Raw genomic sequence first — 13,385 nt, 5'->3', positions numbered from 1 at the left:
GCGGGGGGGCGGGGCCCCCCCCCGGCCGCTTAGCTCACCGCGCCGGCGCGTCGCCGCAGCGGTTGCGCAGCCTTCCGCCATCCGCGACCGCCATCGCGACGAGGATCTCGTCCGGGCGCGGCGCATCGGCGAGGCTCACCGTCACCGCGTCGAAATGCGCGAAGCTCCAGGCATCGTCCTTGTGGCCGAGCGGGATGTCGAGCGTGGCGCCGGCATGGCCCACCTTCACGACGCTGCCGATCAGCGCCGCCCCGCCGCCCACCGCCGCGCGCATCGGCTTGCCGAGCCGCGGATGCACGCAGGCGCCGCCATGCTCGACCTCGCCGGCCACGCCCACCAGCGCGGCCTTGCCGTAGGAGACGGGAGCCCCGCCGAGCATCGCCACAAGCCCCGGCATCAGCCGCGCGCCGAGCGCCGCGCCGGCCGCGTGCAGTTCGGTGAGATCGGCGACCGCAAGCTGCCCGGCGAAGGGGTTGCGCAGGACAGCCAGAGCGACCGCCTTCACCACGGGGCGCTCCGGCAGCGTGCCGAGTTCCTCGAAGATCTCCTCGCGCCAGGTGGCGATCTTGCGGATGTGCAGCATGGGATGGTCCCTCCTACGCCGCAGCATCACGCAGGCTTACGGCAGGCATCAAGCGAATGCGTTGGGCAGGCGCCGCCGGGGCAGGGCAGGGTGCGGCGCATGACCTATATCCTCTATGGCGATACCGGCTCCGGCTCCGCGATGATCGAGATGGCGCTGGCCGAGGCCGGGCAGGCTGCCGAGCTGCGCAGCGTGCCGCTTGAGGGCGATCATCAGCTCCGCGCCGAGTATCGCGCCATCAACCCGATGGGCCGCATCCCGACGCTGATCCTGCCCGAGGGCACCGTGCTGACCGAGAGCCTGGCCATCCTGCTGACCATCGCGGATCGCCATCCCGAAGCCGCGCTGCTGCCGCCGCCCGGCAGCACGGAACGCGCCGTCGCGTTGCGCTGGATGACGCTGCTTGCCGCCGAGTTCTATCCGCAGGTCACGCGCTGGGACTATCCGCAGCGCTTCGGCCCGGCCCAGGCCGCCGACGCCATCCGCCAGCGCGCCGAGGAGATGGGCCACGACATCCTGCGCCTGGTCGAGCAGCAGGCCGGCTTGAGGGGCGACCCGCCCTTCCTGCTTGGCGCGCGCTTCTCGCTGGCGGACATCCCGCTGGCGGTGATGTCGCGCTGGATGGGCGGGCGCCGCTGGACGCCGGCCAACTGCCCGAAGCTGGAGGCGCTGGCCGGGGCCGTCGCGGCCCGCCCGGCGATCGCGCCGATCTGGGCGCGGCACCGGCTTTCGCCGGCGCCGTGACGGCGCCGCCGGTCAGGCGGCGCGGCGGCGGGTGAGGCCGGCGAGGCCCGCGAGGCCGAGGCCGAGCAGGGCAAGGGTGGAGGGTTCGGGCACCTCGACGATGGTCACGCTGGAATCACGCGGGTTCGAGAAGCCGCTGTTCGGCGTCCCGGCAGTTGCATACTGAAAGTCCGTAGCATTGATGAATGGCGCCGCGCTTCCCGGAGCGGCGATGCCCACCAGCCAGTCGTTGTCGCCGGGCGAGAAGCAGAGAACGCATCCCGCCGAACCGCCAACGAACAGCGTGAAGCCACTCATCTGCCACCCGATGGCCGAATCCAGCGGCAGGTTGGAACTCAGCAGCGTGATGCCGGCGGTGCTGTCCGCCGTGTTCTCGACGGTCGGGTCGAAGGTCACGGTGAAGCGCAGCAGGACCGGGTCGATCGGCGCCGGCGAAACCACGCCGAAGGCGTCCACGAAGCCGCTGCCCATCACGTCGAAGGTGCGGGTGATCGGCGCCGCCGTTGCGGATGCGGCCCACCCCAGTCCAAGCGCGAAGACGCCGGCCACCAGCCCGCGCAACCAACCCTGCATGACCGTCACTCTCCCACTTATTGCATGAAGGTTACTATGGGGGGGGGTTAGCGAACCCTGGCAAGCGCCGTCAACGCCACCCCAGGGGCCGCCTGATGCGATCCAAGCGACCTCAGGCTTGAACCACCGCCGGCCATCGGCGCAGGCTTCGCCGGTCGGGTGACGGGCGGGGGGCCGCCGGCCCGGCGGGAGACGTCCGAGAATGTCCGGTTTTCTCACCGACGACGACCTGGAGAAGCTGCGCCCGGCCAATGAGGTGATGTTTCCCTCGCCGATCCCGACGCAGGTCGTCGCCTCCGACGAGTTCATGCCCGTGCCGCAGAACGAGCGGCAGAAGCGCGTCGAGGCGCGCATCAAGGCGATGGCGGACGAGTACGGCGCGAAGCAGGGTCTCTCGCGCCGGCGCTTCCTGCAGACGGCGGCCGGCATGGCGGCCGCCTTCCTCGCCATGAACGAGGAATACGGCGAGCTCTACGGCGTCTCCCGCGCGGAGGCGCAGACGCCCGGCGCCGCCGATGCGCGCGCCGCCGCGCTGCGCGACCAGTTCGTCTTCGACGTGCACACGCATTTCCTGCGCCCCGACACGCGGCTGATGACCTTCGTCAACGCCCGCCGCGCGGTCGGCCAGGCCGGCTGGAACCCGCAGCTCGTCGGCGTGGAGCAGACCATCGAGCACCTGATGGAGGCGAACTGGTTCAAGGAGATGTTTCTCGACAGCGACACCAAGGTGGCGCTGATCAGCGGCTCGCCCTCCGAGGATCCGCGCGACTGGTTCCTGACCAACGACATGAAGTTCGATGCGCGCAAGCGCGTGAACGACGCCGCCGGCACCCGCCGCGTTCTCACGCATGGCATCTTCACCCCCGGCATGCCCGGCTGGATGGACGAGGTCGAGCGCTGCATCGCCGAGCTCGATGTGGACAGCTGGAAGGGCTACACGGTCGGCGACAACACCAACAAGCACCTCGCGCAGCATCCGTGGCGGATGGATGACGAGAAGCTTCTCTATCCCTTCTATGAGCGCATCCTGCGCGCGGGGAAGAACATCGTCTGCGTGCACAAGGGGCTCTATCCGCAGCAGGTGACGGACCGCTTCCCGCACCTGGTGCCCTATGCCGGCGTGGACGACGTCGGCAAGGCCGCGAAGGATTTCCCCAACATCAACTTCGTCATCTACCACTCGGCCTATCGCTGGACCGGCGGCGGCGGCGCCGGCATCGGCGTGGAGCAGTTCGCCCGCACCGGCCGCGTGGACTGGACGACGGAGCTGGCGGAGATCCCGTCCAAGTTCGGCGTGAACAACGTCTATGGCGATCTCGGCCAGATCTTCGCGCAGACCACGGTGATCGAGCCCGGCCTCTGCGCCGCGCTGATGGGTACGCTGATCCGCGGCCTCGGCGCGGATCACGTCGTGTGGGGGACCGACGCGGTCTGGACGGGATCGCCGCAATGGCAGATCGAGGCGCTGCGGCGCCTCGAGATCCCGGAGGCGATGCAGCGCCAGCACGGCTTCGCCCCGCTCGGCGAGGCGGACGGGCCGGTGAAGCGGATGATCTTCGGCGAGACCAGCGCGCGCATGTACAACTACCAGCGCCGCGCGGATCTGATGGACGACGCGGTGAGCAAGGCGAAGGCGCAATACGCCGCCAGCGGCCAGGGCCGCAGCAACCTCGCCTATGGCTATGTGATCCGTGAACCCGAGGGCGAGACCATCGTAAGCTGATGCCGGCCGCACCCGCTCTCCTCCCTCCCCCGCTTGCGGGGGAGGGTCGGGGTGGGGGCCGCGCGACTTCCGATGACCGCCGACCGTCCGCCGCTCGCCGAGGGCGTGCCTGACCGCCTCTATGGCCGCCGCCGCGGTCATCCGCTGCGCCCGCGCCAGCAGCGCCTGCTGGATGTCACGCTCCCCCGTCTCCGCCTGACGCCCGACCAGGCGCGCGACCCGCGCGCCGCCTTCGGCATGGGCGACGCGCCGCTCTGGCTTGAGGTCGGCTTCGGTGGTGGGGAGCACGCGCTGGAGCAGGTCGCCGCGCATCCCGAAGCGGCCATCATCGCATCCGAGGTCTTCGAGAACGGCCTCTGCTCCCTGCTGTCGCGCCTGGTTGCGGAGGGCGAGGAGGCGACGGGCGCGCTGCCGCGCAACCTCCGCCTCTGGCCGCAGGATGCGCGGCATCTGCTGGCGGCGCTGCCCGAATCCTCCCTCGACCGGCTGTTCCTGCTGTTCCCCGATCCCTGGCCGAAGTCGCGCCACGCCAAGCGTCGCTTCGTGCATCCCTCCCTGCTGCCGCTGGTCGCGCGCGCGCTGAAGCCGGGCGGCGTCTGGCGCATCGCCTCCGACGATCCGACCTACCAGGCCTGGGTGGAGGAGGTGATGGCCGGCGCCGCCGACTTCACACTGGCGGAACGCGCCGTGCAGCGGCCCGCGGATTGGCCGGGCACCCGCTACGAGGCGAAGGCGCTGCGCGAGGGGCGGACGCCGATCTACTGGATCTTCACCCGGCGCTGACGGGCGATCACAGCGCGACCTCGGCCGGGGGTTTGCCGCTCGCCTCGCGCCGGCGGACACCGATCGCCACGGCCAGTGCGAAGCCGAGGACGCCGATCCGTCCCACCGCCATCAGCGCGATGACCACGAGCTTGCCGGCATCGCTCAGTTCTGGCGTCGCCCCGAGCGAGAGGCCGACCGTGCCGAGCGCCGACAGCGCCTCGAACAGCAGCCGGTCGAAGGATTGCGTCTCGGTCAGGGCCATGACGAACAGCGCGAGCGCCAGCAGCAGGATCGCAGCCACCAGCACCGCAGCCGCCTGGCGCACCCGCTCGGGCCGCACCGGCACGCCGAACACCCGGATCTCGGCATCGTCATGCGCCGCGCCGCGCAGCAGCGCCAGCAGCACCGCGACCGTCGTGACCTTGAGCCCGCCGCCCGTGCCCGATGGCGAGGCGCCGATCAGCATCAGCACATAGACGACCATGATCGCCGCCGGCGCGAAGCCGGCGAGCGGGATGGAGTTGAAGCCGACCGTCGTCGCCGCCGACAGGGACTGGAACAGCGCGTTCAGCGCCCGGTCCGCCGGTGCCCGTTCGGCCAGCGAGGGTTCGATCGCGAACAGCAGCACGCCACCGCCCAGGATCATCAGCGGGAACACCCGCAGCACCAGCCGCGCCGTCAGGCCGAGCGGCGATGTGCCGCCGCGCAGCCTGTCCCACAGTTCGGACACGACCAGGAACCCGAGCGCACCGAGCAGGCTGAGCAGGGAAACGGTGGCGAGGATCAGCGGATCGCCGGCGAAGCGCTCCAGGCTGTCCGGGTAGAGGGCGAAGCCGGCCGTGCAGAAGGCCGAGACGCTGTGGAAGATCGCCGACCACAGCGGGTCCTCGACACCGGCCGCCGCCAGCATGGGATAGAGCGCGGCGGCACCGAGCGATTCAACCACCAGCGTGAAGAGCACCGCGCGGCGCAGGAACCGCGTGACATCCTCGGTCGCGGACACCGAGAAGACCGTCCGCGCCACGCGCTCGCGGAACCCGTTGGGCCGCGACAGCGCCGCCCAGGCGAAGGTGCTGATGGTCATGAAGCCGAGGCCGCCGACCTGGATCAGCGCCAGGATCACCGCCTCGCCGAAGCCGCTGAAGGCGTTGGCGGGGTCGAGCGGGACCAGGCCGGTCGTGGACACCGCCGAGACCGCGATGAACAGGGAATCCAGTGCGGCCACCGGGACGGCCTGGGAGGCAGGCAGCGCCAGCAGCGCCCAGCCGATCGCCATGTAGCCGAGGTAGCCGAGGGCGACGTAGCGCGCCGGACTGGGCCGCGTCAGCGCATGGTGCAGGCGCGCCCGAAGGCGGTTGGCCCCGCGCGCCGGATGAGATTGCACGGAAGCAATCCGTTGCTGTGGCGGCGGGGCATATGTGCCGGTGCCTCGTCCGACGTCAGATCCGCCGGGCGCGGAACTGCCCTGCGCCGCGCGCGCATCGACCCCCGGAACTCCCGGTCGCAAGGCGCGGTAACCAAGGCGTTACATTTTGACGTAATGCCCTCCGCTTGTGGTCGCTCTCGCGCCGCCCCACCTGCGCCGCCGCAGCACCGTGACATCCCCCAGCCCCGCCCTGACGGTCATCGTCCCTGCCTTCAACGAGGAGGAAGTGCTGCCGGAATTCCATCGTCGCCTGGCGGCGGCGATGGACGGGACCGGCCTCGGCTGGGACGTCCTCTACGTCAATGACGGATCCCGCGACCGGACGCTGGAGGTGATGCTCGGGCTCCAGGCGGCCGACCCGCATGTCGCGGTGCTGAATCTCAGCCGCAACTTCGGCAAGGAGATCGCGATGACCGCCGGTCTCGACCACGCAAGGTCGAGCGAGGCAGTGGTGATCATCGATGCCGACCTGCAGGACCCGCCCGAGGTGATCCCCCGCCTGGTGGAGGCCTGGCGGCAGGGCTTCGACGTGGTCTATGCGCAGCGCAACACGCGCGCCGGCGAGACCTGGGTGAAGCGGGCGACGGCGGCGCTGTTCTACCGGCTGATGCAGCGGGTCGGCGGGAAGGTGGCCATCCCGCCGGACACCGGCGACTTCCGGCTGATGAGCCGGCGCGCGGTGGACGCCCTGCTGCGCCTGCGCGAACAGCACCGCTTCATGAAGGGCCTCTTCGCCTGGATCGGCTTCCCGGCAACGCCCGTGCGCTACGACCGCGCGCCGCGTGCGGCCGGCACGACCAAGTGGAACTACTGGAAGCTCTGGAACTTCTCGCTGGAGGGCATCACGTCCTTCACCGTCGCGCCGCTCAAGATCGCGACCTATGTCGGTCTGCTGACGGCGATCGGCGCGGTGCTCTACCTGGCGCAGCTGATCTTCCGGACGCTGGTCTACGGCAACCCGGTCGCCGGCTATCCCAGCCTGCTGGCCGTGGTGCTGTTCCTGGGCGGGGTGCAGATGATGATGCTCGGCGTGATCGGCGAGTATCTCGGCCGGATCTTCAACGAGACCAAGGGCCGCCCGCTCTACATCGCCGAGCGCCACCTGCCGAGCCGTCTGAACTGACATGCAGCGCGGCGCGGCCCTTCCCGGCGCCATCCTCGCCCCCGCCACGGCGCGCTGGGCGGTGCTGGCGAGCGCGCTCGGTGCCGTCGCCATCGGCCTGCTCGCCGTCGCCGTTTTCTTCGGCCCGGGCATCCTGCCGCCATCGCACACCGGCTGGATGCTGAGCGGCAGCATCGGCCCCGATCCGGTGCAGTACTGGCTCGGCTGGACCTTCTTCCGCGACACGCCATGGACCTGGCCGCCCGGCCTCAATCCGGGCTGGGGGATGGAGCTCTCCTCCTCGATCTTCTTCGCCGACGCGATCCCGCTGCTCGCCTTCACCTTCAAGGCGCTGCGCAACGTGGTGGAGGTGCCGCAGTATTGGGGCCTGTGGATCCATGCCTGCGCCGCGCTGCAGGGCTTCATGGCCTGGCGGATCCTCGGCCTCGCCACCACGAACCCGCTGGCGCGGATGGCGGGCGCGGCGCTGTTCGTGCTGCAGCCCGCCATGCTGGCGCGCATGGGCGGGCATTTCGCGCTCTCGGCGCATTTCCTGCTGCTCATCGGCCTCTGGCTCTGCCTGACGAGCGCATCGCCGGGGCGGCGGCTGGCGCAATGGGCGGCGCTGTTCGGCGCGACCGCGCTGATCCATTCCTATTTCCTGCCCATGGTGGGCGCGCTGTGGCTCGCCGACTTTCTCGCGCGCTGCGCCGACCCGGCGCGCCGCACCCCGGCCTGGCTGGCCGGCGAGGCTGTGCTGGCGCCCGGCGGCGGCATCGCCGGCCTTTGGCTGGCCGGCTTCTTCCTGCTGTCCGATGGGTTCGGGGGGAGTTGGGGCGGATACGGGCTGATGCAGCTCGACCTGCTGGCGCCGCTGGATCCGGCGCCCTGGGGCAGCTTCCTGCCGGACCTGCCAGGCCAGGACCACATGGAGGCCGGGCGGTCCTATGCCGGGCTGGGCGCGCTGCTGCTTCTGCTGGCCGGGGCGGTGGCATGGGCGCTCCGCCCGGTCCCCGTGTTGCGGCGGCATTGGGCGCTGCTGGCGGCGATGGCCGGCCTCACCGCCTTCGCGGTGACCCATCGCGTCTCGATCGGCGGCCGCGTGTTCGAGCTGGTGTCGCTGCCGCCCGAGCTGCTGCGCTACGCCGATGCGCTGCGCGCCTCGGAGCGCTTCATCTGGCCGGTCGGCTACGCGCTGCTGATCGGCGCCGTGTTCGCCTTGGTCCGATGGCTGGGCGGGCGGCGCGCCGGGGTGGTGCTGCTGGTGCTGGCGCTGGTCCAGGCGGCCGACCTGCGGGCGGGCGTGCAGTGGCTCAGGCCCTATTTCCCGCCGACCGAGGCGACCGTGCCGCTGCGCCTCCACGATCCGTTCTGGGCCGAGGCGGCGCGGCGCTACCAGGCGATCCGCATCGTGCCGAGCGGCAACCAGGCGCATTGGTGGGAGGAGGTCGCGGTCTATGCCGCCACCGAGGGCCTCCGCACCGATGCGGTGTATCTCGCCCGGCTCGACGATCGGCGCGTGGCGGCGCTGAACGCCGCCATGGCGCGCCGCCTGGCCGAGGGCGACTTCGAGCCGGACACGCTCTACGTGCTGGCCGATGAGGGCGCGATCGGCCTGGCGCGCGCCGCGGCCGATCCGGCGCGCGACCTGATCGGCTCCTTCGACGGGCTGACGGTGCTGGCGCCCGGCTGGCATGTGGGCGAGCCGCGCATCAGCGATGTCCCGGGCGGCGGCGCCTGATCAGGCCGCCAGCGCCGCCTCCACCGCCTGCGCCACGGCGAACAGCCGCGCATCGCCCATCGTCTCGCCCATCAGCATGAAGCCGACCGGCGCCTCGCCCGGGCGGTGGCAGGGCAGGCTGATGGCGCAGCGGTCGAGGAAGTTGCCGACCGTGGTGTTGCGCAGCAGCAGCAGGTTGATGCGGCCGTATTCCGCCTCCTCCTCCACCGCGGCGATGGGCGGCGGCACCAGCGGGCAGGTGGGCATCACCACCGCGTCGAAGGGCGCGGTGCGCTGCGCGATGGCGGCGATGATGCGTGCCCGCTCCTGCCCCAGCGCGATGTAGTCCGCCGCCGACATCCGCTCGCCGCGCAGGATGCGGGCGAGGATGCGCGGGTCGTATTCGGCGCGCTTGCGCGCGACGAGGTGGCGATGCCAGGCCCAGGCCTCGCTGGCCGCGAAGCCGCCGGTGGCCATCGCCGCCGGGATGGCGTCGAGCTCCGGCACCACGAGCCTCTCCACCCGCGCCCCGGCGGCCGAAAGCCGAGACAGCGCACCTTCGAAGGCCGCCGTCACGGCCGCATCCCAGTCGCCGGTGACGTAGCCCTGCAGCACGCCGAGGCGCAGCCCGGCCGCCGGCAGCGGCAGGCCGGGCGACCACGGCACCTCGTCCGCCATCACGCTGTCGAGCAAGGCGCAGCACGCCACCGACCGCGCCAGCGGGCCGAGGCTGTCCAGTGTGAAGGAGAGCGGCAGCGTGCCGGTCAGCGGCACGCGCCGCGCCCGGGGGGGCGCCCCCCCCCGGCCCCCCCCGCCGCCCCGGGGGGGCGCGGCCCCCCCGGGGGGGGGGCCCGCCCCGCGCCGCCGCCCCGCCGCGGGCGGCTCCCCGCGGCCGATGCCGCAGAGCGCGGCCGGGATGCGGCAGGACCCGCCGGTGTCGGAGCCGAGCCCGGCGAAGCCCATCCCATCCGCCGTCGCCACTGCCGCGCCGGAGGAGGAGCCGCCGGGCAGCCTTCCGGTGGCCCGGTCCCAGGGGCTGCGCGGCGTGCCGTAATGCGGGTTCACGCCGAGGCCGGAGAAGGCGAACTCCGTCATGTTGGTGCGCCCGAGCACCACGAAGCCGGCGCGTTCCAGCCGGGCGACCGAAACCGCGGTCGCGGCGGCGGGCGCGGCATCGGCCAGCGCGACGGACCCGCCGCGCGTGACCACGCCGGCCTGGTCGTAGAGATCCTTGATGCTGATCGGGATGCCTGCCCAGGGGCTCGGCGCGCGGCCCGCGGCGCGCAGGCGGTCGGCGGCATCGGCCGCCGCGCGGGCGGCATCGGCCTGCACGGCGACGAAGGCGCGCGCGCCCTCCCCCGCCGGGTCGGCGATGCGCGCGAGCGCCTCCTCCACGAGGCTCCGGGCGGTGGTGCGGCCGGCGGCGAGATCGGCGGCGGCGGCGGCGATGGTCGGGAAGGTCATGCACGGCACCTGACGGGAGGGGGCGGATGCTGCGCGGCCGCGCCGGCCTCCGCAAGCGGGCCTCCGCAAGCCGGCCCGGCACGCCGCGCGGGGCGCGCCGCGGCGGCGCGGGGCGGTTTGACAGACGCGACCCTGCTGCACCTATGATGCGGCAGTAACCAGGCGGTTCGCCGCCGAAATGGGAGACGTCCATGAAGCTCACGCGCGTGCTCCGGGCGGCGGCCATCGCCGCCGCGGCCCTCGTCCCGTGGATGGCATCGCCGGGCCAGGCGCAGGAATGGCGCGGCTGGAACATCCACGCCGCGGACTACCCGAACGGCCGCGGCATGGACCGCTTCGGCGAGCTGGTGATGCAGCGGACCAACAACCGCATCCGCATGCGCACCTACCATTCGGCGCAGCTCGGCCAGCAGGACGAGGCGATCCAGCAGATGCGCCTCGGCTCGATCGACTTCGCCAACTTCAACCTCTCGCCCTTCAACAACCTGGCGCCGTCCACGCAGGTGGTCACGCTGCCCTTCCTGTTCCGCAACGTCGCGCACATGCAGCGCGCCATCGACGGCGTCGCCGGCGAGGAGATCGCGAAGGACCTGGAGCAGATCGGCATCATCGCGCTGGCCTGGTACGACGCGGGCGCGCGCAGCCTCTACACCGTCCGCCCGGTGCGCACGCCGGCCGATGTGCGCGGCATGAAGATCCGCGTGCAGACCTCCGACCTCTGGATCGACCTGATGCGCGCGATGGGCGCCAACCCGACGCCGCTGCCCTTCGGCGAGGTCTTCACCTCGCTGCAGTCCGGCGTGATCGACGGCGCCGAGAACAACTGGCCGAGCTACGAGAGCACGCGGCACTTCGAGGTGGCGCGCTTCTACACCACCACCGAGCATTCCAACGTGCCGGAGGTGCTGGCCGTCGGCGTGCAGCGCTGGCGCCGGCTGAGCCCGCAGGACCAGGCCATCCTGCGCGACGCCGCGCGCGAATCCGCCGTGCTGCAGCGCCAGCTCTGGGCGGAGCGCGAGCAGGTCTCCCGCCGCCGTGTCGAGGCCGCGGGCGTGACGGTGATCGAGGTGACGGACCGCAGCCCCTGGGCGCAGCTGATGGAGCCGGTGTACCAGAAGTACACGGGCAACAACCCGCGCCTGTCCGGCCTGGTCCAGCGCATCCGCGAACTGCCGTAGGCCGGCGCCAGCCTCCCGCCCCTGGCCCTTCTGCCGCGCCCGCGGCAGGGGGCAGGGCGGGGGCGGGACGGCATCCTTCAACAACGGCCCCCACCCCGGCCCTTTCCCGCCAGCGGGAGAGGGGGAGGACATGCGGGGAAGGGATCACGCATGGCGCTGTTCTCCCGCACGCTCGACCTCTTCTGCAGGCTCGTCATCGTCGCCGCCGGCAGCGCGCTGGTCGGCCTCGTCGCGATGATGGGATGGCTGGTCTTCGGCCGCTACGTGCTGAACGACACGCCGACCTGGGTGGAGCGCGCGGCGACGCTCGCCATCCTCTGCATCGCGCTGCCGGTCGCAGCAGTGGGCGTGCGCGAGCGCTTCCACCTGTCCGTGCTCGGCTTCCGGGAGGCGCTGCCGATCGGCGTGCAGCGCTGGATCGCGGTGGGCTGCGACACGCTGGTCGGGCTGTTCGGCTTCGCCATGATGATCTGGTCGCGCGAGCTGGTGGACATGGTCTGGAGCTTCAAGATCCCGCTGCTCGGCATCAGCCAGGGCTGGACCTATGTGCCGCTGATGGTCTGCGGCGGCCTGATCACGCTGTTCGCGATCGAGCAGGTGCTGCTCGACATCCTCCGCAAGGAAGGCCCCGAGCAGCGCGGCATGAAGGCCGCCTTCCTGGAGTAGCGCCGGTGGAATTCGGCCTGGTCCTGATCCTCGCGGTCTTCGTCCTCGGCATCGTCGCGGGCGTGCCGGTGGCCTTCACCCTCGGCATCGCCGCGCTCGCCGGCTTCCTGTGGGAAGGGCTGAACCCGGCGGTCGCCTTCCAGCAGATGGCCAGCGGGATGAGCATCTTCTCGCTGCTGGCGATCCCCTTCTTCGTCTTCGCCGGCGAGTTGATGCTGCATGGCGGGATCGCGCGGCGGCTGATCGCGGTGGCATCGGGCGTGATGGGCTGGATGCGCGGCGGGCTCGGCGTGGTGAACGTCTCCGCCTCCATGCTGTTCGGCGGCATCTCGGGCTCGGCGGTGGCGGACACCTCGGCACTCGGGACGCTGCTGATCCCGGCGATGAAGGAACGCGGCTACGGCACCGACTATTCGGTCAGCGTCACCGTCACCAGCAGCATCGCGGGCATCATGATCCCGCCCAGCCACAACATGATCCTCTATTCGCTGGCGGCGGGCGGCGGCGTCTCGGTCTCGGCGCTGTTCATCGCCGGCATCGTGCCGGGGGTCATGATGTGCCTCTTCCTCGGCATCGCCGCCTATGTGATGGCGGTGCGCCGCGGCTATCCGGCCGAGCCGTACCAGGGGCTGCGCCGCATCTTCTGGACCTTCATCGACGCCGTCCCCGGCCTGCTGACCGCGGTGATCATCCTGGGCGGCGTGCTGTCGGGCGTCTTCACCGTCACGGAAAGCGCCGCCTTCGGCACCATCTGGGCGATCGCCGTCACCACGCTGGTCTATCGCGCGCTGACCTGGGAGAAGTTCAAGATCGCCGTTGCCGCCAGCGTGCGCACCTCGGCGGTGGTGTTCCTGCTGGTCGGCACGGCGACGGCCTTCGCGTACCTGCTCGCGCTCTATCGCCTGCCGGAGCACCTGACGGACGGGATGATGGCGATCAGCCAGAACCCGGTGGTCATCCTGCTGATGATCAATGTCTGCCTGCTGCTGCTCGGCTGCGTGATGGACATGGCGGCGCTGATCCTGATCACCACGCCGATCTTCCTGCCGGTGGTCACCGCCATCGGCGTGGACCCGGTGCAGTTCGGCATGATCATGATGATGAACCTGGGGCTGGGCCTGACCACGCCGCCGGTGGGCGCCGTGCTGTTCGTCGGCTGCGCCATCGGCCGCATCCCGATCGAGCAGGTGCTGCGCAGCATCTGGCCCTTCTACGCCGCCATCCTCTGCGCCCTGCTGCTGACCACCTACATCCCCGAGGTCAGCCTCACCCTACCCCGCCTGCTGTTCGGCTATGGCAGCTGATGGGCGCCCTCAAGCGCCGGGCGGGCCGCATCCGCGGCCCTTGGCTCGCGGCATGCGACGCGGGCCGCGTTCGCGGCCGGGGGGGGGGGGGGGGGGGGGGGGCGGCGGGCGGCGCGCCGCGGCGGGGCGGGGCCGGG

At 71.8% G+C, this 13,385-nt stretch carries 12 protein-coding genes; 8 read left to right on the top strand and 4 right to left on the bottom strand.

Annotated features, from left to right (window positions below):
- Window positions 1-34: 34 nt before the first annotated feature.
- Complete coding sequence (locus AC1MIR_RS09520) at window positions 35-583, bottom strand: amino acid synthesis family protein (RefSeq protein WP_480027929.1); 549 nt, start codon at window positions 581-583, stop codon at window positions 35-37.
- A 99-nt stretch (window positions 584-682) separates the two neighbouring features.
- Between AC1MIR_RS09520 and AC1MIR_RS09515 the strand changes: the two genes are divergently transcribed.
- Window positions 683-1,327 carry a glutathione S-transferase family protein gene (locus AC1MIR_RS09515; protein ID WP_480027928.1) on the top strand — a complete coding sequence of 215 codons (645 nt, stop codon included), beginning with the start codon at window positions 683-685 and terminating at the stop codon, window positions 1,325-1,327.
- A gap of 12 nt (window positions 1,328-1,339) precedes the next feature.
- Here AC1MIR_RS09515 and AC1MIR_RS09510 read toward each other — a convergent pair whose 3' ends face one another.
- Window positions 1,340-1,900, bottom strand: a complete 561-nt coding sequence (locus tag AC1MIR_RS09510; RefSeq protein WP_480028733.1) for a PEP-CTERM sorting domain-containing protein — start codon at window positions 1,898-1,900, stop codon at window positions 1,340-1,342.
- A gap of 202 nt (window positions 1,901-2,102) precedes the next feature.
- On the opposite strand from AC1MIR_RS09510, the gene AC1MIR_RS09505 reads away from it, so the two are divergent.
- The gene (locus tag AC1MIR_RS09505; RefSeq protein WP_480027927.1) at window positions 2,103-3,623 is read left to right on the top strand and encodes an amidohydrolase family protein; all 1,521 of its coding nucleotides are present in this window, start codon (window positions 2,103-2,105) and stop codon (window positions 3,621-3,623) included.
- A 72-nt stretch (window positions 3,624-3,695) separates the two neighbouring features.
- Window positions 3,696-4,406: a tRNA (guanine(46)-N(7))-methyltransferase TrmB gene (trmB, locus tag AC1MIR_RS09500; RefSeq protein ID WP_480027926.1), complete on the top strand. Its 711-nt coding sequence runs from the start codon at window positions 3,696-3,698 to the stop codon at window positions 4,404-4,406.
- Between the two features lie 7 nt (window positions 4,407-4,413).
- Here trmB and AC1MIR_RS09495 read toward each other — a convergent pair whose 3' ends face one another.
- Complete coding sequence (locus tag AC1MIR_RS09495) at window positions 4,414-5,772, bottom strand: TrkH family potassium uptake protein (protein ID WP_480027925.1); 1,359 nt, start codon at window positions 5,770-5,772, stop codon at window positions 4,414-4,416.
- 211 nt (window positions 5,773-5,983) lie between these two features.
- Here AC1MIR_RS09495 and AC1MIR_RS09490 point away from each other — a divergent pair, with 211 nt between their 5' ends.
- Both AC1MIR_RS09490 and AC1MIR_RS09485 read left to right on the top strand, forming a co-directional pair.
- Entirely contained in the window at window positions 5,984-6,937 is a 954-nt protein-coding gene (locus tag AC1MIR_RS09490) for a glycosyltransferase family 2 protein (protein WP_480027924.1), read from the top strand.
- Window position 6,938: 1 nt separating this feature from the next.
- Window positions 6,939-8,657, top strand: a complete 1,719-nt coding sequence (locus AC1MIR_RS09485) for a DUF6311 domain-containing protein (RefSeq protein ID WP_480027923.1) — start codon at window positions 6,939-6,941, stop codon at window positions 8,655-8,657.
- Here the strand turns inward: AC1MIR_RS09485 and AC1MIR_RS09480 are convergent, their stop codons facing one another.
- Window positions 8,658-10,100, bottom strand: coding sequence for an amidase family protein (locus AC1MIR_RS09480; protein WP_480027922.1), 1,443 nt, complete (start codon window positions 10,098-10,100; stop codon window positions 8,658-8,660).
- A gap of 191 nt (window positions 10,101-10,291) precedes the next feature.
- On the opposite strand from AC1MIR_RS09480, the gene AC1MIR_RS09475 reads away from it, so the two are divergent.
- The 3 genes from AC1MIR_RS09475 to AC1MIR_RS09465 all read left to right on the top strand — a co-directional run bounded on the left by AC1MIR_RS09475 (window position 10,292) and on the right by AC1MIR_RS09465 (window position 13,248).
- Window positions 10,292-11,278 (top strand): TRAP transporter substrate-binding protein, encoded by a 987-nt coding sequence (locus AC1MIR_RS09475; protein ID WP_480027921.1) that lies wholly within the window; start codon window positions 10,292-10,294, stop codon window positions 11,276-11,278.
- A 150-nt stretch (window positions 11,279-11,428) separates the two neighbouring features.
- Window positions 11,429-11,944: a TRAP transporter small permease gene (locus AC1MIR_RS09470; protein ID WP_480027920.1), complete on the top strand. Its 516-nt coding sequence runs from the start codon at window positions 11,429-11,431 to the stop codon at window positions 11,942-11,944.
- A gap of 5 nt (window positions 11,945-11,949) precedes the next feature.
- Window positions 11,950-13,248: a TRAP transporter large permease gene (locus tag AC1MIR_RS09465; RefSeq protein WP_480027919.1), complete on the top strand. Its 1,299-nt coding sequence runs from the start codon at window positions 11,950-11,952 to the stop codon at window positions 13,246-13,248.
- Window positions 13,249-13,385: the final 137 nt, after the last annotated feature.

Source organism: Falsiroseomonas sp. RANM36 (assembly GCF_056682175.1).
The sequence above is the reverse complement of the archived record's forward strand: the minus strand, read 5'-3'. Positions and strand labels throughout refer to the sequence as shown.